The sequence below is a fragment of the Nonomuraea sp. NPDC047529 genome (genome assembly GCF_040642995.1).
Classification (GTDB): domain Bacteria; phylum Actinomycetota; class Actinomycetes; order Streptosporangiales; family Streptosporangiaceae; genus Nonomuraea.
Genome location: NZ_JBEYTJ010000017.1, coordinates 1 through 22,789, shown reverse-complemented (window position 1 = coordinate 22,789; position 22,789 = coordinate 1). Strand labels below are relative to the sequence as shown.

The following is a 22,789-nucleotide window of genomic DNA, read 5'->3' as shown; positions in this document are numbered from 1 at the left end:
CTCAAGGCGACTTGAGGTCAACCCGTCCGGGCCGGCGGGAATCCCGGGTCAGTGGACGCGGCTCCTGATCAGCGTGTCGAGCAGGTCGTGCACCTGGGCGGGCGACAGGCCGGCCCCCTCGCGCAGGCACTCGGCCAGCTCGTCGGCGGGAAGCGCGTGGCGGATCAGCCGCTCCCGCTCGGCGCCGTCGGCCGGGTCCAGCTCCGGCGGCGAGAAGCCGACCCGGGCCCCGACCGCCTCGACCGCGCCGAGCAGGCGGGCGCCGTCGCGCGGCAGCCCGCCCGCGGCGAGCACCCCGGCCAGGGTGTGGGCCATGACCAGCCAGGACGTGACGTCCTTGTCCTCGTCGAGCATGCGCAGGATCGGCAGCCCGGACGCCAGCGGCCGGTCGGTACGGCCGGTCAGCAGGTCGATCTTCATCAGCAGCCAGGTCGAGGAGGCGGTGACGAAGCGGTGTCCCGTCCCGGTGGCCACCGCGATCGAGTCGGTCAGCCACTCGGCCGCCTCGCCCGTCTCCCGCGCGAACACCAGCAGCATGCCGAGCACCATCAGCGCCTCGGCGTGCAGCCACTCCATGCCCGCGACCTCGGCCAGGTCGAGCGCCGCCCGGGCGTCGGCCAGAGCGTTGGGCGCCCCGCACAGGCCGCCGAACAGCGCCCGGTAGGTCAGGGCCTGTCCCTCGGCGACCAGGTCGTCGGCCAGCCGGGCCATCTCGGCCGCCTCCCTGGCCCGCCGGCTCGCGGCGACGAAGTCGCCGGCCAGGTAGTGGAGGCCGGCCATGCCGATCAGCGCCTGGGAGCGCACGCCGGGCTCGGCGTCGGGGTAGAGCTCCATGGCGGCCGACAGGCTGGCCAGCCCCTCGGCGACGTGCCCCCTGCGGTACCAGAACCACGACAGCAGGCCGGTGAGCCGCAGCGCGTACCCGCCGTCGCCGGCCAGCATCGCCGAGGTGAACGCGGCCCGGTGCTCGGCCTGGTCGGCGAGGAGCACCTCCATCGCGGCGGCCGCCCCCTCGCCGCGGATCCTGGCGTCGGCGGCCTCGGCGCGGCCCAGCACCCAGGCCCGGTGCGCGGCCTGGGCCTCGGCCAGCTCGGCCGGGTCCTGCCGGGCGCGGGCGAACTCCTTGATCGTCTCCAGCAGCCGGTAGCGGCGCGGCGAGGTGCCGGGCTCGACCGCGACCAGCGACTTGCGCACCAGCGCGCCCAGGCCGCCCAGGACCGGCCGCCCGCACACCGCGGCCGCCGCGTCCAGGACGAAGCCGGAGGCGAACGCGCCGAGCCGGTGGAACAGCTCGCGCTCGGCGGGTTCGAGCAGGTCGTAGCTCCACTCCACGGTACGGGCGAGCGTGCGGTGCCGCCGGGGGCCGGCGCCGTCGGTGAGCACGCTGAACCTGTCGTCCATCGAGGTGAGGATCTGCTCGACCGACAACATGCGGCACTGCCCGGCGGCCAGCTCGACCGCCAGGGGCAGCCCGTCGAGCCCCTGGCAGAGGCGTTCGGCGTTCGCCAGCTCCGCCGGGGTCGGCTCCCAGCCGGGCGCGGCGGCCCTGGCCCGGCTCAGGAACAGGTCGCGGGCGTCGGCCGTGGACAGCGGCGGCACGTCGTACAGGGCCTCGCCCGGCACGCCGAGCGTCTCGCGGCTGGTGGCGAGCACGCGTACGCCGCCCGCCCCGGCCAGCAGCTCGGCCACCGTGTCGCGGACGGCCGCCACGAGGTGCTCGCAGTTGTCGATCACGATCAGCGGGCTCCGGCCGCGCAGCGCGTACGCCAGGCGCTGCGCGGTGACCGGCCCGGTGAGCCCGAGCACCTGGGCGATGGCCCCGGCCACCAGCGAGGGGTCGGCCAGCCCGGCCAGCTCGACCAGCCACGGCCCGTCGGCGTCGTCCCTGGCCCGCGCGGTCTCCAGCGCCAGCCGGGTCTTCCCGATGCCCCCGGGCCCGCCGAGCGTGACCAGCCGGTGCTCGGCGAGCAGCGCGGCCACCTGCTCGACCTCGGCCGTTCTGCCGACCAGAGCGGTCACGGGGAAGGGCAGGTTGCCGCCGCTTTCCGGCAGCGGCGCGGCGCCCCCGGGCCGCAGCGTGTCGTCCTGGGCCAGCACCGCAGCCTCAAGCTCCCGCAGCCCCGGCCCCGGATCGATGCCCAGCTCCTCGGCCAGCACGCGGCGTGCCGACCGCAGCGCGGCCAGCGCGTCGCCCTGGCGGCCCGACCGGTACAGGGCCAGCACCAGCAGCTCCCAGCCGCGCTCGCTCATGGGCTGCTCGGCGGTGAGCTTCTCCAGCTCCGGCACCGCGACCGTGTGCCGTCCGAGCGCGAGCTGCGCGGCGTACAGGCTCTCCCGCGCCGACAGGAACAGCCCCTGGAGCCGCGCGATCTCCGGCACGGCGAACGCCGCGCCCGCGAACTCCCCGTACGGCTGGCCGCCCCACAGCTCGACGGCCTCGCCCAGCACGGCCAGCGCCGCGCTGTGGTCGCCCGCCTCCAGCAGGAGCTGTCCCTCGCCGACCTTGCGGGCGAACCGCTCGGCGTCCACGGCGTCGGGCTCGACGCGCAGCGTGTAGCCGTTGCCGACGCGGGCCAGCACGCTCTCCGGGGACCGGTTGGTCCGGCCGGGTTCGAGTGCCTTGCGCAGCCTGGTGATGTAGGAGTGCAGGGTGGGCATCGAGGCGGGCTCGCCCTCGTCCCAGGCGGCGTCGAGCACGCGTTCGGCCGAGACGACCTGGCCGCGCGCCGCGACCAGCACGGCGAGCACCGCGCGCTGCCTCGGGCCGCCGAGCGCGACCTCCACCCCGTCGATCTCGGCCACGATCGGCCCCAGCACCTTGACGCGCAGCGCCACTATCCACCTCGGTTCAGCGCCCCGGGCCGCCCCGGGTCAAGGAAGCTTAGATGAGGTTTGCCGGTTATCGCCGCTTCGTAATGACTTGACTTATTCGTCATCTCCCCAGTTCGGAGCCAGGTTCCTGGCGATCCGGATGTCGTCGTTGCTCGTGCCGGCCGGGACCATGGGCCAGACCATGGCGTCCCGGTGCACGACGAAGTCCACCACCACCGGCAGGTCGTCAATGGCCATGGCCTTCTCGATGACGGCGTCCACGTCTTCGGGCCGTTCGCAGCGCAGGCCGTGGCAGCCGTACGCCTCGGCGAGGGCGACGAAGTCGGGGATGCGGCGGGCGGGACGCAGGTCGGTGTTGGAGTAGCGGCCGTCGTACAGGAGGGTCTGCCACTGGCGGACCATCCCGAGGCTGCCGTTGTTGATGACGGCCACCTTGATCGGCACGCCCTCCAGGGCGCACACGGCCAGCTCCTGGTTGGTCATCTGGAAGCAGCCGTCGCCGTCGATCGCCCACACCGTGCGGTCGGGACAGCCGATCTTGGCGCCCATCGCCGCGGGGACCGCGAAGCCCATCGTGCCCGCGCCCCCGGAGTTGATGAAGGAGCCCGGCCGCTCGTGCCCGATGAACTGGGCGGCCCACATCTGGTGCTGTCCCACGCCGGAGGTGTAGACGGCCTCCGGCCCGACCAGGGCGCTCAGCCGCTGCATGACGTACTGCGGGGCGAGCGCGCCCTCGAACGTCTCGTAGCCCAGCGGGTACGTGCGCCGGTACCCCTCCAGCGTGCGCAACCAGGCCGTACGGTCACCCGGCCGGCCGTCGAGGGCGATGATCAGGTCGGCCAGCACCTCCTGGCAGTCGCCCACGACGGGCACGTCGGCCCGCCGGTTCTTGGAGATCTCGGCCGGGTCCACGTCGGCGTGCACGACCTTGGCGTGCGGCGCGAACGTGGCCAGGTCGCCGGTGACGCGCTCGTCGAACCGGGTGCCGAGCGCGATGATCAGGTCGGCCCGCTGGAGCGCCCCGACGGCCGGGACCGAGCCGTGCATGCCGGGCATGCCCATGTGCAGGGGGTGGCTGTCGGGGAACGTGCCACGGGCCATGAGCGTGGTGACGACCGGGATGCCGGTCAGCTCGGCGAACCGCAGCAGCTCCGCGGACGCGCCCGCCTTGTGCACGCCGCCGCCGACGTACAGGACGGGCCGCCGGGCCTCGGCGATCAGCTCGGCGGCGGCCCTGATCTGCCGGGCGCTCGGCCGGGCGACCGGGCGGTAGCCGGGCAGCCGCATGACCGGCGGCCAGACGAAGGCGGTCTCGGCCTGGAGCGCGTCCTTGGTGATGTCCACCAGCACCGGCCCCGGACGTCCCGTGGAGGCGATGTGGAACGCCTCCATGATCGTACGGGGGATGTCGGCCGCGTCCGTGACCAGGAAGCTGTGCTTGGTGATCGACAGGGTGATGCCCGTGATGTCGGCCTCCTGGAAGGCGTCCGTGCCGATCTGCGAGCTGGGCACCTGGCCGGTGATCGCGACGATCGGCACCGAGTCCATGTAGGCGTCGGCGAGGGGCGTCACCAGGTTCGTGGCCCCCGGGCCGCTGGTCGCCATGCAGACCCCGACCTTGCCGGTGGCCTGCGCGTACCCCTCGGCCGCGTGCCCGGCGCCCTGCTCGTGCCGGACCAGCACGTGCCTGATCGAGGTCGAGCGGTAGAGCGGGTCGTAGGCGGGCAGTACGGCGCCGCCGGGGATGCCGAACACGGTGTCCACGCCGACCCGTTCAAGCGCCCTCACCAGAGCCTGCGCGCCCGTCATCCCGTTCTCCCCTCCTGGCGATCAACTGGCGATCGACCGGCGATCGACCGGCGATCCACCGGCGACCGGTGCACCAGTCGACCAGGAGGCCCTTGTCATCCGCTGGTGGCCAGTTGCAGGCGCTTGCGGCCGGGCCGCCGGGCCTCGGCCGCCCGTTCGCGCCACCAGGCCAGGCCGTTGCGGGCGGCCAGCCGTTCGAGCGCGCTCAGGTGCCGGACGGCGCTCTCGTGCCGGCCGGTCGCCTCGGCCAGCAGCGCGAGGTGCCAGTCCACCGGGCCCACCCAGGCGCAGGCGGACAGGACGCTGATCCGGCCGCTGAAGGGCAGCAGCGCCTCGTAGAGCGCGCGGCACTCGTGCACCCGGCCGAGCGCGACCGCGGCGGCGGCCCGCAGGCACAGGGTGGACGGGCGCGACCGGTCGAGCAGCGGCTGCCCGTTCAGCTTGCGGGCCTCGTCCAGGCGGCCGAGCGCGTGCAGGTGGAGGGTGGCGGCGGCCTGGTCGAGCGCGTGGTTCGCGCCGCGCAGGACGTCGATGAGCGGGCCCGCGGCGGCCATCGTGCCCCGGTGGTAGTCCAGGGCGAGGCGGCCGGCGGTGACGGCACGGGCGGCGTGCCAGATGCCGAGGCCGGTCGCCTGGTCGGCGGCGTCGGCGTACAGGTCCTCCGCCTCGTCGAAGTGGCCGCAGAGCACCAGCCGGCCCGCCCGCCACAGCGTGTGCTGGAAGCGCGGCCAGGGCAGCGGGAGGCGTTCGAGCAGGTCGTCGCAGCGGGCCGCGGCCAAGTCGGCGCCGGTGACGTCGAACAGTTCCAGCCGGTTGTGGGTGTCCATCATGCTCGCCAGGAGCTGGTACGCCGGTTCGCCGTCCGCCAGCTCGTGCAGCTCGGCGGCGAGGTCCACCAGCTCGTGCACATGCAGGGGCCGGGGCAGCGACAGGTGCCTGGCGTTGAGCGCGCGCATCAGCAGCCGCCGGTCGCCCAGCCGCCTTGCCATGGCCACGGCCTGCGCGGACAGCCCCTCGGCCCGCGGGTCGCCGGAGGCGTCGTAGAGCTCCTGGGCCAGCCCGGCCAGCAGCATCGCCCGGTCGGGGCCGTCCGCCTCGGGCAGCTCGCGCAGCGCGTCCTCGAAGCGGCGGACGAGCAGCGGGTCGGCGGCGCCGTACGGGTCGCGCAGCGTCCAGATGGACGGCGTGTCGAACGAGGTCAGCGCCCGGACCCGCACCTGCGAGCCGCCCTGCGCGATGCGGCCGGACGCCCGCACGGCCTCGTCCCTGACCCGGCGGGCCCTGGCCGGCTCGCCCGCCGCCAGCAGCGCGCTCACCTGCCGCAGCAGCAGCTCCACGTGCTCGGCCGGATCGCCGCCGCAGGCGTCGTGCGCGGTCACCGCGTGCCCCAGCCAGGACGCGGACTCGGCGTACCCCAGGCGCAGCTCGGCCTGCTCGGCGGCGGCCCGCGCCCACCGCACCGCCTCCTCGTACGCCACCGGCCCCGCCTGCACCGCGTGGTGGGCGATCACCGCGACGTCGGTCGCCGGGCGGGCGGACAGGGCGGTGGCGAGGTCGCGGTGCAGCGCGGCCTTGCGCAACGGCGGCAGGTCCCTGACCAGCGCCTCGCGCACCAGGTCGTGCACGAACGCCAGCCGGCCGCCCGTACGCGCCGCCAGCAGGCCGCCGCGCACGGCCCGGTCGAGCGGCCCGTACGCCTCCTCCCCCGCGACCCGGGCCACCACGGCCGGGTCGAACTCCCTGCCGATCAGCGCCGCGACCGCCAGCACGTCCGTGACCTCGGCGAGCGCGTCCAGGCGCAGGCGGACCAGCTCGGTCACCGCGGCGGGCACCTCGTACGCGTCCGGGTCCACGTCCGGGTCCTGGGCCATCAGCCTGATGCTCTCGCGCAGGAAGAACGGATTGCCGCCGGTGCAGTCGGCCATCCTGGCGCACGACTCGTCGTCCAGCTCGACGCCGAGGTCGGCCGCGATGGCGCGGACCGCCTCGGGGCCGACGCCGGTCAGGCGCAGCCGCAGCAGGTCGTAGCGGACCAGCCGCCCGAGCACGTCACCGGTGCCGGTGCGGAAGGCGGCGACCAGCGTGACCGCGCCGCCCCGCAGCAGCATCACCAGATGCCTGAGCAGGTCGAGCGAGGCGGGGTCGGCCCACTGGAGGTCGTCCAGGACGATCACCAGCGGCTGGGCGCGCGAGGCCGTGACGAGCCACCGGGCGACGGCCTGGTTCCGGCGCGACACCAACGCCTCGGCCGACCCTCCGGCCACCGGCGCCACGGCGGCCGGGGCGTCGAGGAGGCCGGACAGGGCCTCACGGTCCGGCGGCGGGCAGTGCGGCTCCAGCGCCTCGAACACCTGCGTCCACGGCCACAGCGCGGGGGTGCCCTCGGCGTCGTGGCAGCGTCCCCGGAGCACGAGCCGGCCGAGCCGCGCGCAGCGCTCGCCGAACGCCTCCAGCAGCCTGGTCTTCCCGATCCCGGGCTCGCCGCTGACCTCGGCGACCGCGAGCCCGGCGGGCGCGGCCGGCTCGGCCAGCGCCATCAGCTCGGCGAGCTGGGCCTCACGCCCGTGCAGGGTGTTCGGTGAGCGCGGCGCGGCGGCCACCAGCGCCGGGGTCTCGTTCACCGGCGCGAGCGAGTCGACCTGGCGCAGGATGTCCGACTCCAGGGAGCGCAGCTCGGGCCCCGGGTCGAGGCCGAGCTCGTCGGACAGCCGCCTGGCCGCCGTGCGCAGCACGGCCAGCGCCTCGGCCTGGCGCCCGGTGCGGTAGAGGGACAGGGCGAGCAGGCTCCACAGGCGTTCGCGCAGCGGGTTGGCGACGGTCTCCGCCTCCAGCTCGGTGATCAGCGGCTGGGGGCGGCCCAGGTCGAGCAGCGCGCGGGCCCGCCGCTCGACCGCGACCAGGCGCAGCTCGCGCAGGCGGCTCACCTCGGTGAGCGCCCACGGCTCGTCCTGGAACTCCTCGTACGGCGAGCCGCGCCACAACCCCAGTGCCTCGTCCAGGCAGGCCAGCGCCTCCTCGGCCGACCGGAACTCCGCCCGGTTCACCAGCTCGGCGAACCGGCGCGCGTCCACGTGGTCGGCGGCCAGCAGGTAGCCGGGCGCGCGGGCGATCAGCGTCCTCGGCCGGACGCGCGGCCCGCGGTCCGGCTCGACCGCGCGGCGCAGGTTGGAGACGTAGGAGTGCAGGGTGGGCAGGGCGCTGGGCGGGGCGGCGCCGGCGTACAGGTCGTCGATCAGCGTCTCGGCGGGGACCACGGCCCCCTGCGCGACCAGCAGCCGGGCCAGCACGGCCCGCGGGCGGGGGCCGCCGAGGCCGACCGCGGCCCCGTCGGCGTCGCGGACCTCCAGCGGCCCCAGAACTCGGAATTCCACGTTGTCCCACTCATCGGCTTCATCCTGATCGATCACAGTATGGTCGAGCCGACTTGAAGGAGACTGGAACCCGTCACGTGCCCGCTCTGATCGGCACCACGTTGCCGGGCCCGCCGCGGCGTGGCAGCGCGAACCAGGTGGCCTTGCCGACCAGGTCGGGGTGGGTCAGGTAGCGCTGGGGATGGCAGCCGTAGAAGCCGTCGGAGAGCCGGGCGACGATGCGCAGCCCCCTTCCGTGCTCGGCGGCCGGGTCGGGGACGGACGGCGCGGGCAGGGGCGGGCCGGCGTCCACGACGACGCACATGATCTCCTTGGCGTCCACGTGGAGGAGCAGCTCGTACGGGCCCTCGCCGTACATGAACGCGTTGGTGACCAGTTCGCTCACCATGAGGACGGCGTCGTCCACGACGTCGTCGTGCAGGTCGAGCCCGGACAGCTCCGCACGGATGATCGACCGGGTGTGGCCGACGGTCCGGGCGTCCGCGCGCAACGGCCATACGTACTGGTTCCTGATCCGCCGGGCCGACCGCAGCCTGGACATGGCCTCTCCATCCTGGGAAGGGCGGCGAAGAACGCTCGTTTCACTCAACACGAGACCTGCCTCCGAGTTGACGGACATGCGGCTGTCCAAACCTGTACGCACGCAAGGGCCGAACGGGTCGAACGTTTTCCGAGAAATCCCGACTTTCTTCGCGCCCGACATGTCTTCCCAGGTCAGCGGGTACGGACAGGGCCATGAGCAGTCCTGACGAGAGCAGCCCCAAGACCGACACCAAGCCCCTCCTCGACGCGGCCAGGCGCCCGGCCGAGGAAGGCGGAACGCCGTCGGGGCACCGGACCGCCGGGCAGGCGGCCCTGGAACAGGCCCTGTCACAGGCGGGCAAGGACCTGGAGGACCTCACCGGCGAAACAGCCGGCGGGGGGACCGGCGGGGCCCGCGGCTAGGGGCGGCCGATACCGGCGCCCACCTCCTCGATGACGTCGTCCACCCGCCTGGCCAGGTCCACGTCGAGGGCCGTGACCGCGCCCACGGAGACGGTCCTGACCACGATGGCCAGGCCGTCGGCGGTGTCGTGGAGCTGGGGCTGGCGGCCGTAGGTGACCTTGAGGTGGTCGAGCGCGCGGCGGACGGCCCGCAGGTTCTCCCGCGGCAGGGAGATCTCGCGGCGCAGCGCCGAGCGGTCGCCGGTCCACAGGGGCAGGCCGGCCAGCGCCGAGGCGATCTCGTCGTCGGTGAGCGGGGCGGTGTGCCCCTTGGGGCCGGTGATGCCGCCGCCGCTGCCCGGCGGCTCGAACAGGGGGCGTACCTGCTCCGGGATGTGCAGCCGGGCGATCAGCTCGGGGTCCTGCTCGGCGACGGCGGCCAGCACGGCCTGGGCCCTGAGCCTGGCCTGTTCGGGCGGACGGCGGCCGAGCAGCGCGGCCTGGCGGACGAAGCCCTCCTCGGTGCCGTCGTTGCGCGGATGGTCCATGGGGAAGTCGTCGGTCAGCTCGGGCGGCAGGGCCTCGATGAGCTCGCGGCGGTCGTCGTCGTCGAGCGTACGGGCCAGCGTGGTCAGCGTGGCCTCCGCCGCCGCTCTGGCCGGGCCCGCCCCCAGGCCCGTCATGCGGCCGATGGAGGCCAAAAGTGCACGATATTCCATGATTCGTCCCCCGATCCTTCAGGCTCCTCGTGCCCAGGTCAGAGGTGTCGACACCTCCACACGACCTGCGGGGTGAGGGGCACGTCGGTGACGCGTCCGGCCAGCTCGGGCATGGCGGCGGCGACCGCGTTGCCGATGGCGGCGGGCGGGCCGATCGTGCCCGCCTCGCCCGCTCCCTTCATGCCGCCGGGGGTGCGCGGCGACGGGGTCTCCAGCAGCACGACCTCGATGTCGGGCACCTCGCGGGTGGTCGGCAGCAGGTACTCGGCGAGCGGCTGCCCGTCCTCGGTGTGGACGATCTCCTCGGTCAGCGCCATGCCGATGCTCTGCGCGACCCCGCCCCGGATCTGGCCCTCGACCAGGGACGGGTTGACCAGCGTCCCGGCGTCGTTGACCACCCAGTAGCGCTCCACCTCGACCGCGCCGGTCTCGGGGTCCACCGCGACGGCGGCGGCGTGCGCGCCGTAGGCGAAGGTGTAGGCGGACGGGTCGTAGCTGACCCGCTCCTCCAGGCCCGGCGTGACGCCTTCCGGCAGGTCCCAGGCCCGCCAGGCGGACGTGGCCAGCTCCCGGAACGACACCGACGCCCGCGGGTCGCCCTTCACCCGCACGGACCCGTCGACGATCTCCAGGTCGCCGGGCGCCGCCTCCAGCCGGTGAGCGGCGATGGCCAGCAGCTTGTCACGCAGCCTGGCGGCGGCCTGGACGAGCGCCCCGCCGCCGACCGCGAGCGAGCGGCTGGCGATCGACCCGACCGACGAGTACGGCGTCGCCGCGGTGTCCCCCAGCACCACCCGCACCCGCTCGATCGGCACCCCCACCCGGTCGGCCGCGAGCTGGGCCAGCGCGGTCTCGATGCCCTGCCCGATCGAGACCACCCCGGACGACACCACCACCGACGCGTCCTGCTCCATCCGCAGCACCGCCGTCTCGTAGCCGCCCGCCTGGATGCCCGTCGCCTTCATCTCCATCGACGGGCCCAGGCCGGTGGTCTCGACGTGGCAGGAGTAGCCGATGCCGCGCCGGCGCCCGTCGTCCACACCGGTCACCGGGGTGACCAGGTCGCGCAGGGTGCGCAGGGCCAGCGGATAGTCGCCGGAGTCGTACGTCTGGTACACCCGGCTCGTGACCGGCAGCTCGTCCGGCTCCGGCATGTTGCGCAGCCGCAGCTCGACCGGGTCGAGGCCGAGCCGCCGGGCCGCCTCGTCGATCAGGCGCTCCCTGGTCCAGGTGCACTCAGGCTGCCCGAACCCGCGGTAGGAGCCGGTCGGGGTGGTGTTCGTGACGACCCCGCGCACGCGCACGCCGACCCGCTCGAACCGGTACGGCCCCGGCAACAGCGTGGCCGAGACCGCGAAGGGCGAGATGCCGACGTTCGACGGATGGGCGCCGAGGTCGCCGAGGATGTCGGCGTGCAGGGCGACGAACCGGCCCTCGCCGTCGAGCGCCAGCCTGGCCCGGTGGACGGCGGCCCGCGCGGGCAGCGTCGCCGACAGCCGGTCGCCGGGCGACTCGGTCCAGCTCACCGGACGGCCCAGGCGCATCGCGGCCAGGCAGACGGCCGCCTCGTCGGGGTAGACGTGCTCCTTGCCGCCGAACCCGCCGCCGGTGTCCCGGCTGATCACGCGCACCCGGTCGTGGCTGAGCCCGAACGCCTCCGCCAGGTGCTCGCGCACGTGGTGCGGGGCCTGGGAGGAGATGTGCACGGTCAGCTCGTCGTCGGCGTAGGAGGCCACGACGCCGCGCGGCTCCAGGGGATGCGGCGAGATCCGGCCCATCCTGAACGTCATCTCGACGACGTGCTCGGCCGACTCGACGAACTCCGCGCAGTCGGCGTCGCCGATCGGGAAGTCGGTGACCAAATTCGTGCCCCAGTCGGGGTGGAGCAGCGGCGCGTCCTCCTCCAGGGCGCGTTCCGCGCCGACGACCGCGGGGAACTGGTCCAGCTCCAGGTCCAGCAGGTCGGCGGCGTCGCGCGCGGCGGCGGGGGTCTCGGCCACGACGACGGCGAGCGGCTGGCCGGCGTACCTGATCGTGTCGTCGAGCGCCCGGTAGGAGGCGAGCGGCTGGCCGGGGGCGAGGGTGACGCAGGGCAGCAGGACCCCGGCCGCGTCGGCGGGGGTGACGACGTCGAGCACCCCCTCGACCGTCCAGGTCGCCTTGGCGTCGCAGCCCAGGAGCCGTCCGTGGGCGACGGGGCTGCGCACCACCACCGCGTACGCCATGCCCGGCAGCCGTACGTTGCCGACGTACCTTCCCCTTCCGGTCAGCAGTCTGGCGTCTTCCCTGCGAGGCGTCCGCGCGCCGACATAGCCCATGGGCCGATTGTGCGCGCCGGAAGGCGTGTGGTCTATACGATCGCGCGGGACGGCAGGCGCGAAAGACCAGGTCAGCGAGGGTATTGATGCAGACTTTTCTTCCATATCCGGATTTCACGGCAAGTGCCGGGGTTCTGGATGCCCTGCGGCTGGGCAAGCAGCGGGTGGAGGCCCTCCAGGTGTTGCGCGCCCTGATCGTCCCCGGCTACGGCTGGCGCCACCATCCCGCCGTCAAGATGTGGGCCGGCTACGAGGAGGCCCTGGTCCGTTACGGGCTCGACGTGTGCGACCGCTGGTGCTCGACCGGCCGGGCCGACACCTGCGCGGCCTCGATGTCCGTCGAGCTGGGCCGCGCCTGCGGCACCCCCGTCGTCCGCACCCAGCACGAGCTGGCGGCGGCCGACGAGCTGCCGCCCTGGCTCGGCGACGACGCCTTCCACCTCAGCCACCGCTCCGCCCTCCTGCGCAAGGACCCCGACCACTACCGCCCGCTCTTCGGCGACGAACCGGACGACCTCGAATACGTCTGGCCCACCTCCGGCCGCCCCCCGGCCTGCCTGCCGACCGGCCCCGCCCAGACCTGACCCGCCCGACCAGGCCCTACCCGAGTGCCGCCCCGCCCGGCTCGGCGTGGGCTCCCGTGAGGCGGGCCTCCTGGTGGCGGGTCGCCGTGGCGGCGCCGAAGGCGATGAGCCGCACCAGGTCGCCGTCCGTGTATCCGGCCGCGTATCCGGCCGTCGGCGCGGTCGCGTGCCAGGCGGCGACGTCAGGGTCGGTGATCCGGTAGGGCGCCAGGGCGGTGAGCAGGGCGAGCCTGGCTCCCGGCCGTTCCGCTGCGGGCACGCCGGTCAGCGGGCCCGCCGACAGGTCGCCGCCCATCGGCGGGTGCTCGCCGTCCCAGACCGCGACCGCCTCGGTGACGGCCGTCCGCGCCGCCTCCCCCAGCAGCTCCCCGCCCGCCTCCGCGACGGCCATGAGCGTGGCGTACGCCGTGCCGACCGGCGAACCGGCCGCCCAGGCGGGCCCGGCCGACGCGGGCAGGCCGTCCAGCACGTCCAGGCCCGCGCCGGGCGGCAGCTCGCGGCGTACCGTGCGGGACATCGCCCGGCCGCCCACGCTGCGCACCAGGCGCGACTTCTGCAGGTTGCCGGGCAGCAGGTTCTCGGTGAGCAGGGCCGAGGCGATCCGGTTGACGAAGTGGAAGGTCAGCGCGGTCCCGACGTACCCGGGCGCCTGGTCGGCCGGGAAGGGCGCGGGCACGCGCCGGTCCTTGGCCCACCGCAGCAGCGCGGCGTGCCCGGGGTCCTCCGGCACGCCCCCGGCCGCGACAGTCTCGGCCAGCCTGTGGTCGCCGGTGGCGTGCAGCAGCGTCGTGTGCGCTGCCACGCAGAACGGGCATCGGTTGGCCAGCGACACCCCCAGCGCCACCACCTCCCTGCCGGTCCTGGATCCCGGCCCGGCCAGCAGCGACTCCCGCAGCAGCGCCCAGGTCCCGGCCAGCACGGCGGGGACGGGCGACAGCGTGAGGAAGACCGCCATGCGGGCCATGCCGAAGTCGTCGGCCAGGCGCGCGTACACCCGGGCCACCCGGCCCGTGGCGTCCTGGGGCCGGACGGGCGTGACGTAGCGGAACTGGCCTCCGGCCATCGGCGTCGTGTTCATGCCCGCCATGGTGGGCCGGGAGAAGGCGCGGAGTCGTCCCGCCCGGGATGACTTCCGCGGCTACGGCACAGGGCGCAGGTGCGGGCGGCGTACGACGGCGGGAGTAGTGCCCATTTCCGCCCGAATGAGGACGAACATCGACACATCACGATCTACTGTGCTTGGCATGAGCTTGCAGCACCGATGGCGTCCCGCCGCCATGGACGTGGCGCTCGCGGCGGTGGTGGCCGTGCTGCTGACGGCGACCGCGGTGACCACGCCGGGCGCGGGCCCGGTGGACTACGTCGCCGTGCTCGCCGGAGCGCTCACCCTCGTCGTCTGGCGGCGGGCGCCGGTGCCGGCGCTGCTGGTCACCACGCTGTGCATGCTGGTCTACTCCGCGCACGCGCAGCCCGGACCGCCGGCCTCCTTCCCCGTCATGGTGACGGTGTTCGCCACGGTCAGGGCCGGGCACCGGGCGCTCGCGGCGGTCGCCGGCGCGGTGTTCCTGGGCGGCACCCTGGCGGTCAACCTGGCCGCGGCCGCCGGGCAGCCCCCGCAGGAGATCGTGCAGAGGACGACGCTGCTGCTCGGCTGGTTCCTGGCGGCCGGGGTGACCGCGACCGTGACCCGGCACCGGCAGGCGTACCTCGTGCAGGTCGAGCGGCGGGCCGCCGAGGCCGAGCGGACCCGCGAGGAGGCGGCGCTGCGCCGCGCCGGCGAGGAGCGGCTGCGCATCGCCAGGGAGCTGCACGACTCACTCACCCACACCATCTCGGTCATCAAGGTGCAGGCGGGCGTGGCCGTGCACCTCGCGCGCAAGCGCGGCGAGGAGGTGCCGGCGGCGCTGCTGGCCATCCAGGAGGCCAGCGGCGAGGCCATGCGCGAGCTGCGCGCCACGCTGGAGGTGCTGCGCGAGCCGGACGGCGACCCTCCGGCCAGCGGCCTCGACCGGCTCACTCACCTGGTCGAACGGGCCCGCTCGACCGGCGTCCCGGCCACGGTGACGGTCACCGGCGACCGCCGTGACCTGCCCGCCGAGGTCGACCGCGCGGCCTACAGGATCGTCCAGGAGGCGCTGACCAACGTCTCCAAGCACGCCGGGCCCGCCACCGCCTCGGTACGCGTCGACTACGGCAAGGAGGAGCTGACCGTGCAGGTGGACGACGACGGCCGCGCGAACGGCGACCCCTGCGACCCCGGCGTGGGCCTGCTGGGCATGCGGGAGCGGGTCACGGCGCTCGGCGGACGGCTGCGCACCGGGCCGCGTCCCGAGGGCGGGTTCACCGTACGCGCCGAGCTGCCGTTGCAGGAGGCCCGATGATCCGCGTGCTGCTGGTGGACGACCAGGCCCTCATCCGCGGCGGCTTCCGCGCCCTGCTGGAGGCCGAGGACGACATCGAGGTCGTCGCCGAGGCGGCCAACGGGGAGCAGGCCGTCGCCCTCGCCCTGGAACACCGTCCGGACGTCGCGCTCGTCGACGTGCAGATGCCCGTCATGGACGGCATCGAGGCCACCAGGCGGATCGCCGCGGACGCACGCCTGTCCGAGGTCCACGTGGTCATCCTGACGAACTACGGCCTGGACGAGTACGTCTTCCACGCCCTGCGCGCCGGCGCGAGCGGCTTCCTGGTCAAGGACACCGAGCCCGCCGACCTGCTCCAGGGCGTCAGGGTGGCCGCCCGCGGCGACGCCCTGCTCTCCCCCGCCATCACCCGCCGCCTGATCGGCGAGTACGTCGCCCGCCGCCCCGAACCCGACCCCCAGGGCCTGGACGTGCTCACCAACCGCGAACGCGAGGTGACCGCCCTGGTCGCCCGCGGCATGTCCAACGACGAGATCGCCGCCCAGATGGTGATCAGCCCGACCACCGCCAAGACGCACGTGAGCCGGGCGATGACCAAGCTGCACGCCCGCGACCGCGCCCAGCTCGTGGTCTTCGCCTACGAGTCCGGCCTGGTGACCCCGCGCGAGCGCTGACCCGAGGCTTGACCGTCAAGGAACGCGGTCCCTCCTCATACCCGTCCCGGACTGAGTACACTCGGGCACGTTCAACGGCCGAGACTTGTACGGCGAGGCTCTTGGCCCGGGGCGGTGGCCCCTTGGCCCCCGTCCTTCTGGAGTCACGTGAGCAGCGGGCTTGTCGACGCTCCGCCCTCCAGCGACCCCGGCGCCCCCAGGCGGCGCCGCCGGCGCTGGCTGCGCTGGGTGATCGCGATCGCGGTCGCCGTCGTCCTCCTGGTCGGCGGTGTGGCCGTCGGCGTCACCGCCAAACTCAGCGGCAACCTCAAGCGCTCGACGGTCACCAAGGAGGACCTCGGCGAGACGCGGCCCCCCAAGGTCGCCACCTCGGCGATGAACGTCCTGATCGTGGGCTCCGACCAGCGCGACGGCAAGAACGCCAGGTACGGCCACCGCATCGCGGGCGAGCGCACCGACACGATCATGCTGGCGCACGTGTCGTCCAAGCGGGACAACGCCATGGTGATCAGCTTCCCGCGCGACTCGCTGGTCCAGCTCCCCGCCTGCCGGGCCACGGGCGGCCTGCCCGGCCAGCAGCCGCACCTGGGCATGATCAACGAGTCGTTCAACTCCGGGGGCATCGCCTGCACCTGGAAGACGATCGAGTCGCTCACCCGCATCCACATCGACCACTTCGTGAAGGTCGACTTCACCGGCTTCAAGAGCATGGTCAACGCCGTGGGCGGCGTCGAGGTCTGCCTGCCCTCGCCGGTGAACGACAAGAAGGCCCTGCTCCACCTGCCCGCCGGGCGGCAGACGCTCAACGGCGAGCAGGCGCTCGGTTACGTCCGCGCCCGCTACAGCCTCGGCGACGGCTCCGACATCGGGCGCATCCAGCGGCAGCAGATGTTCATCGCCTCCATGCTCAAGAAGGTGATGAGCGGCGAAACGCTCACCGACCCGTCCAAGCTGTTCGGCTTCCTCGACGCCGGCACCAAGTCGGTGACCGTCGACGACGACCTGTCGGTCGGCGTCATGAAGGACCTCGCCACCAGCCTCCAGGGCCTCAACGCCGGGCAGATCCGCTTCATCACCACCCCCTGGCACTACTCGCTGACCCAGCCGGGCCGCGTCGAGTGGGTGCAGCCGCAGGCGGGCCGGCTGTTCCAGATCGCGGCCAGGGACCAGAGCGTCCAGGGCGTCAAGGGCGGCCAGGCCAAGGTGGGGCGGTCGAAGATCCAGATCGAGCTGCGCAACGGCACCTACCGCGGCGGCCTCGGCACGCAGGTGGCCGCCTTCCTCGAACAGCGCGGCTACCACATCAGCAAGATCGGCGACTCGGCGAAGAAGCCCCAGCCGAAGACCACGCTGCTGTACGGCCCCAACGCCGAGACGCGGGTGCCCACCCTCACCAACGACCTCCTGGCCGCCACGCCGAGGCTGGTCCCGGGCGCCCGGACGAACCACCTGGTGCTGGTGATCGGCGACGACTGGAAGGGGCTCAAGCCGCTGCGCGCCGACGACACCGAGGCGATCAAGGGCTTCGACGCCACCCACGACACCTGCGCGGCCTGACGCCGCTCACAGGGAGCTCAAGGGGGGCTCACAGGGAGTCGGCCAGCCCGCCGCCGTCGATGGCGGTGAACCCGGCGTCCTCGATGAGCGGCACCACGACCTTCTTGGCGGCGTCGTCGTCGCCCCAGTAGGGCATGTCGGCCCGCGGACCGCCGCGCTGCCCGGCCGTGCCCAGCTCCAGCAGCTCGTTGGGGTACTTGGTGTTGAACGTGCGCACCACCCGCACCTCGGGGCCGAGCACGTGCTGCTGGTACTGCGGGCTGGTGAGCCCGTCCGGGACGGCCACCACCGCCTCGGCGCCGTCGCGTTCGGTGATCGGGTTGCTGGGATCGATGACGATCTTGCCTGCCAGCGCCGCGCCCAGCTCCTCGACCACCGTGGGGAAGGCCTCCCACCACACCGCCATGACGACGACCTCGCCGAAGCGCGCCGCCTCGATCGGCGAGCCGCCGCCCGCCTGCCCCTCGGCGGCGACCGCGGCCTCCTCGGCCAGGGTCAGCCGGGCGTCGCTGAAGAGCACGTCGTGACCGGCCGCCGCGAGCAGCCGGCCGAGCGGCGCGCCGAGCCTGCCCGCACCCACGATTCCTATGCGCATGTCTCGATCTCCTTGTCGGGCCCGATCGGCACCTGCCCATCGGCCTTCCCGGCATGCCTGTCTTTGCGCCGGAGCTGGGAGACCTTTGCCGTCGGGTGATCCCTACACTCGTCGTCCATGAGCGATCCCGACGTCCATGAGCTGCGCAGGGGCAGCGCCGAGCGGGCGCACCTGCGTGCGCGGGGGCCCGAGCTGCCGCACGTGACCGAGCTGACCGGGCCGCGCGGGCTGCGCCTGCGGCACTACCGGCCGGCGGAGGAGCGGCGGCCGCTCGTGGTGTACGTGCACGGGGGCGCGTGGGTGTTCTGCGGCCTGGACACGCACGACCGGATCTGCCGCCTGCTGGCCGACGGGTGCGGCGTCGAGGTGATGGCCGTGGACTACCGGCTGGCGCCCGAGCACCCGTACCCGGCGGCGGTCGAGGACGTCGTGGAGGTGCTGCGCACGGCCCGTCCGGTCGCGGTGGCCGGGGACAGCGCGGGCGCCTACCTCGCCACGATGGCCTGCCTGGAGCTGCGCGACGCGGACGACCCGTCGCCCGCCGCCCAGATCCTGATCTGCCCCAACACCGACCTCACGCTCTCGCAGCCCAGCGTGCGGGAGAAGGGCACCGGTCACGGCCTCGACGAGAGCTTCCTCGCCTGGGCCGTCCGGCAGTGGGCGCCCGATCCGGCGCGGCGCGCCGACCCGGAGCTGAGCCCACTGCTCGTGCCCGACCTGCGCGGGCTGCCCGCCACGCTGATCGTCACCGCCGAGCACGACGCCCTCAGGGACGAGGGCGAGGCGTACGCCCGGCGGCTGGCCGAGGCGGGCGTGCCGGTCACGTGCCGCAGGGAACCCGGCCTCGCGCACGGCTTCCAGCAGAACGCCGACCCGGTGTCGGAGGCGGCCACCGGCCGCCTGCTCGCCGACGCGCGCCGCCTGCTCGAAGCGGTGACGGGCTGACCCCTCCGCACCACGGCGGCGTGACCGCACACCGCGGCACGCCACCGGGCGGGCACAGAAGCACCGCCTGGAACTCGCGGCGACCGGTCAGGCGCCGAAGGCCAGGCGGCCCAAGAACGTCGCGGACGCCCCCGCGAAGCCGGCGCGCGTCAATGCGCGCGCTCGGACTCCTGCTCGGACGCCGTAGACGGGTACATCTCCTCGCGCGGCGTGTCCGCACCCAGCTCCTCGCGCAGCCGGTCGTAGTCGATGTTGTGGTTGGTGTACTTCAGCTGGCGAGCGACCTTCGTCTGCTTCGCCTTGGCTCTTCCTCGGCCCATGGCTACTCCCTAGTCCCCGCTGTCATGCTATCCAACAACGTTACGACTTGAAGAATTATGCAACTGCGCTCGATTAGTCTTGCAATATGCACGTGGAGGTCCACCAGGCCAAGGCCGACTTCTTCAGGACGCTCGGCCACCCCGCTCGCATCAGAGTGTTGGAGCTACTCCAGGAAGGTCCACTGCCCGTCAGAGACCTGCTGGCCCAGATCGACATCGAGGCGTCGAGCCTCTCACAACAGCTGGCGGTCCTGCGCAGGGCCGGGATCGTGAGCGCAATCCGCGAAGGCAGCACAGTGGTCTACACGCTGGCCACTCCCGAGCTGGCCGACCTGCTCGGAGCCGCCCGCCGCATCCTCACCGACATGCTGGCCGACCAGGGGGAGCTCCTGGCCGAGCTGCGGGCGGAGGTCACTTAGCGGCGGCCTCGGCGCGACGCCTGACGACCTTCGGGTAACGGGCGGTGAAGACGGCGGGGACGACGAACGAGAGCACCTTGATCGCGATGACGACCGTGGTGGCGTGGGGGGCCGCGGCCAGCACGAACGTCAGCGAGACGGCGGCGAGCGTGAACGCCACCGCCCACACCGCCGTGATCACCACGTTGACGCGGTGGAAGGCGGGGGTCTCCCAGATCTCCTTGGGCGCCATCGTGCGCGCGATGCCCAGCGTGAACGGCTTGCGGATGGCCATCGAACCCCAGGCGGTGCCCGCCAGCCACACGTTGACCAGCGCGGGCCCGTACGGCGTGAGCGGCGAGTGCGGGGCCACCAGGGAGAGCACGGTGAGCAGGGCGAAGAAGACGGCGGCGCTCGTCTCGATCACGATCTCGTCCCAGGCCCGCCCGGAGCGGCGGTCGACGACCACGAGAGCAACGGCGATCACGAGGCCGGTGATGGCGCCCCAGCGCCATTCGTCGCCGGTGGCGATGACCGCGTAGACGACCCAGGGGAGGAAACCGAGCAGACCGCGCATCGCGCAACTCCTTTGACGTTCCTAAGTAGACATGTCGAAGGTAGAACCTCCTGTGGAGATATGTCAATATAGGAATATGAGCTTGAGACACGCCGTGCTGGGTCTGCTCGCCGAGGGGCCGGCCAGCGGCTACGACCTGCTGAAGACCTTCGACGTCTCATTGTCCAACGTCTGGCCCGCGACGCAGAGCCAGCTCTACGCCGAGCTCGGCAAGCTGGCCGACGCCGGTCTCGTGAGCGTGGCGGCCGAGGGCCCCCGGGGGCGCAAGGAGTACGCGATCACCCAGGAGGGCCGCGCCGAGCTGCGCCGCTGGATCACCGAGGTCGAGCCGGTCAGGGTCGGGCGCAGCGACATGCTGCTGCGCGTGTTCTTCCTCGGGCAGGTCGATCCCGAGCAGGCCCGCGCGTACCTGCGCCGCCAGGCCGAGGTGGTGGGCAAGCACCTGGAGCACATGGAGGCCATCAAGGGCTTCGTCGAGAGCGGCCAGGACAACCTGTCGGTCTACGGCCGGCTGGCCCTGGAGTACGGCCTGCGGCTGGGCGCCGTCCAGAAGGAGTGGGCCGAGTGGGCCGAGGGGCAGATCCGTTAGGCTCGCTCCCATGGTCTCCGAGCTGTTCGATCCGAAGATGTGGCAGGTAGTCGAGGGCTTCGACTTCACCGACATCACCTACCACCGGGCCCTCGACCAGGGCACGGTGCGGGTCGCGTTCAACCGGCCCGAAGTGCGCAACGCCTTCAGGCCGCAGACGGTCGACGAGCTCTACCGGGCGCTCGACCACGCCAGGCAGACCACCGACGTCGGCTGCGTGCTGCTCACCGGCAACGGCCCCTCGCCCAAGGACGGCGGGTGGGCCTTCTGCTCCGGCGGCGACCAGCGCATCAGGGGCAAAGACGGCTACCAGTACGCCGACGGCACCTCCGCCACCGGGCGCCTGCACATCCTGGAGGTGCAGCGGCTGATCCGCTTCATGCCCAAGATCGTGATCTGCGTGGTGCCCGGCTGGGCCGCGGGCGGCGGCCACAGCCTCCACGTCGTGGCCGATCTCACACTCGCCAGCGCCGAGCACGCCCGCTTCAAGCAGACCGACGCCGACGTGGCCAGCTTCGACGGCGGTTTCGGCTCGGCCTACCTCGCGCGGCAGGTCGGGCAGAAGTTCGCCCGCGAGATCTTCTTCCTCGGCGACACCTACAGCGCGGCCGACGCCCACCGCATGGGCATGGTCAACGCCGTCGTCCCGCACGCGGAGCTGGAGGCCACGGCGCTGGAGTGGGCGCGCAAGGTCAACGGCAAGTCGCCGACCGCCCAGCGCATGCTGAAGTTCGCCTTCAACATGATCGACGACGGGCTCGTCGGGCAGCAGGTGTTCGCGGGCGAGGCGACGCGGCTGGCGTACATGACGGACGAGGCGGCCGAGGGGCGCGACTCCTTCCTGGAGAAGCGGGCGCCCGACTGGTCGCCCTACCCCTGGCACTTCTAGCCACGGGCTCCCCGGTCGGAGGCAGACTGGGGTGATGCGGATCAAGGTTCCCGAGGCACTGACCGAATCACATGTGAAGATCGACGGGGAGCGGGGGCGGGTGTGGTCGGCCGGCCTGCCGGCACTGGCCGAGCGCTACCTGGAGGAGTGGGGGCTGCGCCTGGACGAGGGGCCGCCCATGCACGGCGTGGTCTCCCTCGTGCTGCCCGTCGTACGGGACGACGGCACCAGAGCGGCGCTCAAGCTCCAGCCCGTCACCGACGAGAACGCCACCGAGGCGCCCGGCCTGCGCACGTGGGCCGGCAAGGGCTCGGTGCTGCTGCTGGACGAGGACCCCGAGACCGGCACCCTGCTGCTGGAACGCCTCGACTCCGACCGCCCGCTGTCGGCCGTGCCGGACGACGTCGAGGCGCTGAAGATCCTGACCGAGTTGCTGGGCCGGTTGACCGCCTTCCCCGCCCCGCCGGGCCTGCGCCGGTTGGGCGACATCACCGCGGAGATGCTGGCCGACGTCGACCGGGCGGCGGCCGCGCTGCCCCGCGAGCAGGACAGGTTCTGGCTGCGGTGGGCCGCGGACGCGGTCGCCGAGCTCGTCTCCGAACCCGGCGACCGGCTGCTGCACTGGGACCTGCACTACGACAACGTGCTGGCCGCCGAGCGGGAGCCGTGGCTGGCCATCGACCCCAAGCCGCTGGCCGGCGACCCCGGCTTCGACCTGTGGCCCGCCCTGGACAACCGGTGGGAGGCCGTCGTCGCCACCGGCGACCCGATCAAGGGCGTGCTGCGGCGGTTCGACCTGATGGTGGACGGACTGGGCCTCGACCCGGCCCGGGCGGCCGGCTGGACCCTCGGCCGCCTCCTGCAGAACGCCCTCTGGGACGTCGAGGACGGCGAGAGCGAGCTGAACGAGGTCGGCCTGGTGATCGCCGAGGCCATGCGCCACCGGCAGTGACGCGTGGCCCGCGGTCAACGCCAGTAGGCGGGGTACTTGTGGCCCGGCAGCGCCCTGCCGAGCGCCACACCGCCGGCGATCACCACGATGCCGGCCACCAGTACCGGGTCGAGCAGGTACACGGGGTCGGGGGCGGTGAGCCCGATCAGCGCCGCCGCGGCGACCGCCGCCCACAGCGAGGGGCCGGTGAGGGTGGTGACCAGGGCCAGCAGGGACAGCCCGGCCAGCGCTGCCACGGTGGCCAGGGCCACCACCCTTCCGGGCGGTCGTGCGGGCGCCCCCGACGCAGCGGCCCGCACGTACCTCTTCAAGGTCGCCGCCGCCGGCGAGGGCGGCGGCTCGGGCGTCACCGCCGCCCGGCCCACCGCGAGCC

Annotated in this window: 21 protein-coding genes; 10 read left to right on the top strand and 11 right to left on the bottom strand. The window is 73.6% G+C overall.

The window, feature by feature from the left end; all coding sequences use genetic code 11:
- Window positions 1-48: 48 nt before the first annotated feature.
- The 4 genes from ABZ815_RS25745 to ABZ815_RS25730 all read right to left on the bottom strand — a co-directional run bounded on the left by ABZ815_RS25745 (window position 49) and on the right by ABZ815_RS25730 (window position 8,553).
- The gene (locus ABZ815_RS25745; protein WP_357702094.1) at window positions 49-2,835 is read right to left on the bottom strand and encodes a BTAD domain-containing putative transcriptional regulator; all 2,787 of its coding nucleotides are present in this window, start codon (window positions 2,833-2,835) and stop codon (window positions 49-51) included.
- 90 nt (window positions 2,836-2,925) lie between these two features.
- Window positions 2,926-4,641 carry an acetolactate synthase large subunit gene (locus ABZ815_RS25740; RefSeq protein ID WP_357702091.1) on the bottom strand — a complete coding sequence of 572 codons (1,716 nt, stop codon included), beginning with the start codon at window positions 4,639-4,641 and terminating at the stop codon, window positions 2,926-2,928.
- Between the two features lie 95 nt (window positions 4,642-4,736).
- Window positions 4,737-8,012: a BTAD domain-containing putative transcriptional regulator gene (locus ABZ815_RS25735; protein ID WP_357702089.1), complete on the bottom strand. Its 3,276-nt coding sequence runs from the start codon at window positions 8,010-8,012 to the stop codon at window positions 4,737-4,739.
- A gap of 73 nt (window positions 8,013-8,085) precedes the next feature.
- The gene (locus ABZ815_RS25730) at window positions 8,086-8,553 is read right to left on the bottom strand and encodes an ATP-binding protein (RefSeq protein ID WP_357702087.1); all 468 of its coding nucleotides are present in this window, start codon (window positions 8,551-8,553) and stop codon (window positions 8,086-8,088) included.
- 194 nt (window positions 8,554-8,747) lie between these two features.
- Here ABZ815_RS25730 and ABZ815_RS25725 point away from each other — a divergent pair, with 194 nt between their 5' ends.
- The gene (locus tag ABZ815_RS25725) at window positions 8,748-8,957 is read left to right on the top strand and encodes a hypothetical protein (protein ID WP_357702084.1); all 210 of its coding nucleotides are present in this window, start codon (window positions 8,748-8,750) and stop codon (window positions 8,955-8,957) included.
- On the opposite strand, the gene ABZ815_RS25720 is transcribed toward ABZ815_RS25725, so the two are convergent.
- Together ABZ815_RS25720 and ABZ815_RS25715 are read right to left on the bottom strand one after the other, a co-directional pair.
- Window positions 8,954-9,655: a DUF2267 domain-containing protein gene (locus tag ABZ815_RS25720; protein WP_357702082.1), complete on the bottom strand. Its 702-nt coding sequence runs from the start codon at window positions 9,653-9,655 to the stop codon at window positions 8,954-8,956. The genes ABZ815_RS25725 and ABZ815_RS25720 overlap by 4 nt on opposite strands.
- A gap of 38 nt (window positions 9,656-9,693) precedes the next feature.
- Window positions 9,694-11,973 (bottom strand): xanthine dehydrogenase family protein molybdopterin-binding subunit, encoded by a 2,280-nt coding sequence (locus tag ABZ815_RS25715; protein WP_357702080.1) that lies wholly within the window; start codon window positions 11,971-11,973, stop codon window positions 9,694-9,696.
- A gap of 86 nt (window positions 11,974-12,059) precedes the next feature.
- On the opposite strand from ABZ815_RS25715, the gene ABZ815_RS25710 reads away from it, so the two are divergent.
- Window positions 12,060-12,557, top strand: coding sequence for an MSMEG_6728 family protein (locus ABZ815_RS25710; RefSeq protein WP_357702078.1), 498 nt, complete (start codon window positions 12,060-12,062; stop codon window positions 12,555-12,557).
- 16 nt (window positions 12,558-12,573) lie between these two features.
- Here the strand turns inward: ABZ815_RS25710 and ABZ815_RS25705 are convergent, their stop codons facing one another.
- Complete coding sequence (locus ABZ815_RS25705; protein ID WP_357702076.1) at window positions 12,574-13,635, bottom strand: carboxymuconolactone decarboxylase family protein; 1,062 nt, start codon at window positions 13,633-13,635, stop codon at window positions 12,574-12,576.
- Window positions 13,636-13,801: 166 nt separating this feature from the next.
- Between ABZ815_RS25705 and ABZ815_RS25700 the strand changes: the two genes are divergently transcribed.
- The 3 genes from ABZ815_RS25700 (at window position 13,802) to ABZ815_RS25690 (ending at window position 17,151) form a co-directional block, all read left to right on the top strand.
- Window positions 13,802-14,938, top strand: a complete 1,137-nt coding sequence (locus tag ABZ815_RS25700) for a sensor histidine kinase (protein ID WP_357702073.1) — start codon at window positions 13,802-13,804, stop codon at window positions 14,936-14,938.
- Window positions 14,935-15,594 (top strand): response regulator transcription factor, encoded by a 660-nt coding sequence (locus ABZ815_RS25695; RefSeq protein WP_357702071.1) that lies wholly within the window; start codon window positions 14,935-14,937, stop codon window positions 15,592-15,594. The genes ABZ815_RS25700 and ABZ815_RS25695 overlap by 4 nt, the downstream gene beginning before the upstream one ends.
- A 147-nt stretch (window positions 15,595-15,741) precedes the next feature.
- Window positions 15,742-17,151 carry an LCP family protein gene (locus tag ABZ815_RS25690; RefSeq protein ID WP_357702068.1) on the top strand — a complete coding sequence of 470 codons (1,410 nt, stop codon included), beginning with the start codon at window positions 15,742-15,744 and terminating at the stop codon, window positions 17,149-17,151.
- 28 nt (window positions 17,152-17,179) lie between these two features.
- On the opposite strand, the gene ABZ815_RS25685 is transcribed toward ABZ815_RS25690, so the two are convergent.
- Window positions 17,180-17,746 carry an NAD(P)-binding domain-containing protein gene (locus tag ABZ815_RS25685; RefSeq protein ID WP_357702066.1) on the bottom strand — a complete coding sequence of 189 codons (567 nt, stop codon included), beginning with the start codon at window positions 17,744-17,746 and terminating at the stop codon, window positions 17,180-17,182.
- A 117-nt stretch (window positions 17,747-17,863) separates the two neighbouring features.
- Between ABZ815_RS25685 and ABZ815_RS25680 the strand changes: the two genes are divergently transcribed.
- Window positions 17,864-18,691 carry an alpha/beta hydrolase gene (locus ABZ815_RS25680; RefSeq protein WP_357702064.1) on the top strand — a complete coding sequence of 276 codons (828 nt, stop codon included), beginning with the start codon at window positions 17,864-17,866 and terminating at the stop codon, window positions 18,689-18,691.
- 149 nt (window positions 18,692-18,840) lie between these two features.
- Here the strand turns inward: ABZ815_RS25680 and ABZ815_RS25675 are convergent, their stop codons facing one another.
- Window positions 18,841-19,011, bottom strand: coding sequence for a DUF3073 domain-containing protein (locus ABZ815_RS25675; protein WP_357702062.1), 171 nt, complete (start codon window positions 19,009-19,011; stop codon window positions 18,841-18,843).
- Window positions 19,012-19,097: 86 nt separating this feature from the next.
- On the opposite strand from ABZ815_RS25675, the gene ABZ815_RS25670 reads away from it, so the two are divergent.
- Window positions 19,098-19,430 (top strand): metalloregulator ArsR/SmtB family transcription factor, encoded by a 333-nt coding sequence (locus ABZ815_RS25670; RefSeq protein WP_090938046.1) that lies wholly within the window; start codon window positions 19,098-19,100, stop codon window positions 19,428-19,430.
- Here the strand turns inward: ABZ815_RS25670 and ABZ815_RS25665 are convergent.
- A complete protein-coding gene (locus tag ABZ815_RS25665; RefSeq protein ID WP_357702060.1) occupies window positions 19,423-19,986 on the bottom strand; it encodes a hypothetical protein in 564 nt (187 codons plus the stop codon). The genes ABZ815_RS25670 and ABZ815_RS25665 overlap by 8 nt on opposite strands.
- 76 nt (window positions 19,987-20,062) lie before the next feature.
- Here ABZ815_RS25665 and ABZ815_RS25660 point away from each other — a divergent pair, with 76 nt between their 5' ends.
- From ABZ815_RS25660 to ABZ815_RS25650, 3 genes are read left to right on the top strand one after another with little or no spacing between them, the layout of a single operon-like run.
- A complete protein-coding gene (locus ABZ815_RS25660; RefSeq protein WP_357702057.1) occupies window positions 20,063-20,575 on the top strand; it encodes a PadR family transcriptional regulator in 513 nt (170 codons plus the stop codon).
- A gap of 10 nt (window positions 20,576-20,585) precedes the next feature.
- A complete protein-coding gene (locus tag ABZ815_RS25655; RefSeq protein ID WP_357702055.1) occupies window positions 20,586-21,464 on the top strand; it encodes a 1,4-dihydroxy-2-naphthoyl-CoA synthase in 879 nt (292 codons plus the stop codon).
- Window positions 21,465-21,498: 34 nt separating this feature from the next.
- On the top strand, window positions 21,499-22,416 hold the full coding sequence (locus ABZ815_RS25650; protein ID WP_357702052.1) for an aminoglycoside phosphotransferase family protein: 918 nt from the start codon (window positions 21,499-21,501) through the stop codon (window positions 22,414-22,416).
- A gap of 14 nt (window positions 22,417-22,430) precedes the next feature.
- Here the strand turns inward: ABZ815_RS25650 and ABZ815_RS25645 are convergent.
- Window positions 22,431-22,789, bottom strand: a 359-nt coding sequence (locus ABZ815_RS25645; protein WP_357702049.1) for a hypothetical protein, incomplete at its 5' end; no start/stop codon positions are given.

Excerpts from the sequence above, each read along its gene's own strand:
- ABZ815_RS25650 (WP_357702052.1), top strand. The coding sequence starts at position 21,499 with ATGCGGATCAAGGTTCCCGAGGCACTGACCGAATCACATGTGAAGATC.
- ABZ815_RS25655 (WP_357702055.1), top strand. The coding sequence starts at position 20,586 with ATGGTCTCCGAGCTGTTCGATCCGAAGATGTGGCAGGTAGTCGAGGGC.
- ABZ815_RS25720 (WP_357702082.1), bottom strand. The coding sequence starts at position 9,655 with ATGGAATATCGTGCACTTTTGGCCTCCATCGGCCGCATGACGGGCCTG.
- ABZ815_RS25680 (WP_357702064.1), top strand. The coding sequence starts at position 17,864 with ATGAGCGATCCCGACGTCCATGAGCTGCGCAGGGGCAGCGCCGAGCGG.
- ABZ815_RS25660 (WP_357702057.1), top strand. The coding sequence starts at position 20,063 with ATGAGCTTGAGACACGCCGTGCTGGGTCTGCTCGCCGAGGGGCCGGCC.
- ABZ815_RS25665 (WP_357702060.1), bottom strand. The coding sequence starts at position 19,986 with ATGCGCGGTCTGCTCGGTTTCCTCCCCTGGGTCGTCTACGCGGTCATC.
- ABZ815_RS25740 (WP_357702091.1), bottom strand. The coding sequence starts at position 4,641 with ATGACGGGCGCGCAGGCTCTGGTGAGGGCGCTTGAACGGGTCGGCGTG.
- ABZ815_RS25675 (WP_357702062.1), bottom strand. The coding sequence starts at position 19,011 with ATGGGCCGAGGAAGAGCCAAGGCGAAGCAGACGAAGGTCGCTCGCCAG.
- ABZ815_RS25730 (WP_357702087.1), bottom strand. The coding sequence starts at position 8,553 with ATGTCCAGGCTGCGGTCGGCCCGGCGGATCAGGAACCAGTACGTATGG.
- ABZ815_RS25710 (WP_357702078.1), top strand. The coding sequence starts at position 12,060 with ATGCAGACTTTTCTTCCATATCCGGATTTCACGGCAAGTGCCGGGGTT.
- ABZ815_RS25725 (WP_357702084.1), top strand. The coding sequence starts at position 8,748 with ATGAGCAGTCCTGACGAGAGCAGCCCCAAGACCGACACCAAGCCCCTC.
- ABZ815_RS25700 (WP_357702073.1), top strand. The coding sequence starts at position 13,802 with ATGAGCTTGCAGCACCGATGGCGTCCCGCCGCCATGGACGTGGCGCTC.
- ABZ815_RS25695 (WP_357702071.1), top strand. The coding sequence starts at position 14,935 with ATGATCCGCGTGCTGCTGGTGGACGACCAGGCCCTCATCCGCGGCGGC.
- ABZ815_RS25705 (WP_357702076.1), bottom strand. The coding sequence starts at position 13,635 with ATGAACACGACGCCGATGGCCGGAGGCCAGTTCCGCTACGTCACGCCC.
- ABZ815_RS25715 (WP_357702080.1), bottom strand. The coding sequence starts at position 11,973 with ATGGGCTATGTCGGCGCGCGGACGCCTCGCAGGGAAGACGCCAGACTG.
- ABZ815_RS25685 (WP_357702066.1), bottom strand. The coding sequence starts at position 17,746 with ATGCGCATAGGAATCGTGGGTGCGGGCAGGCTCGGCGCGCCGCTCGGC.
- ABZ815_RS25670 (WP_090938046.1), top strand. The coding sequence starts at position 19,098 with ATGCACGTGGAGGTCCACCAGGCCAAGGCCGACTTCTTCAGGACGCTC.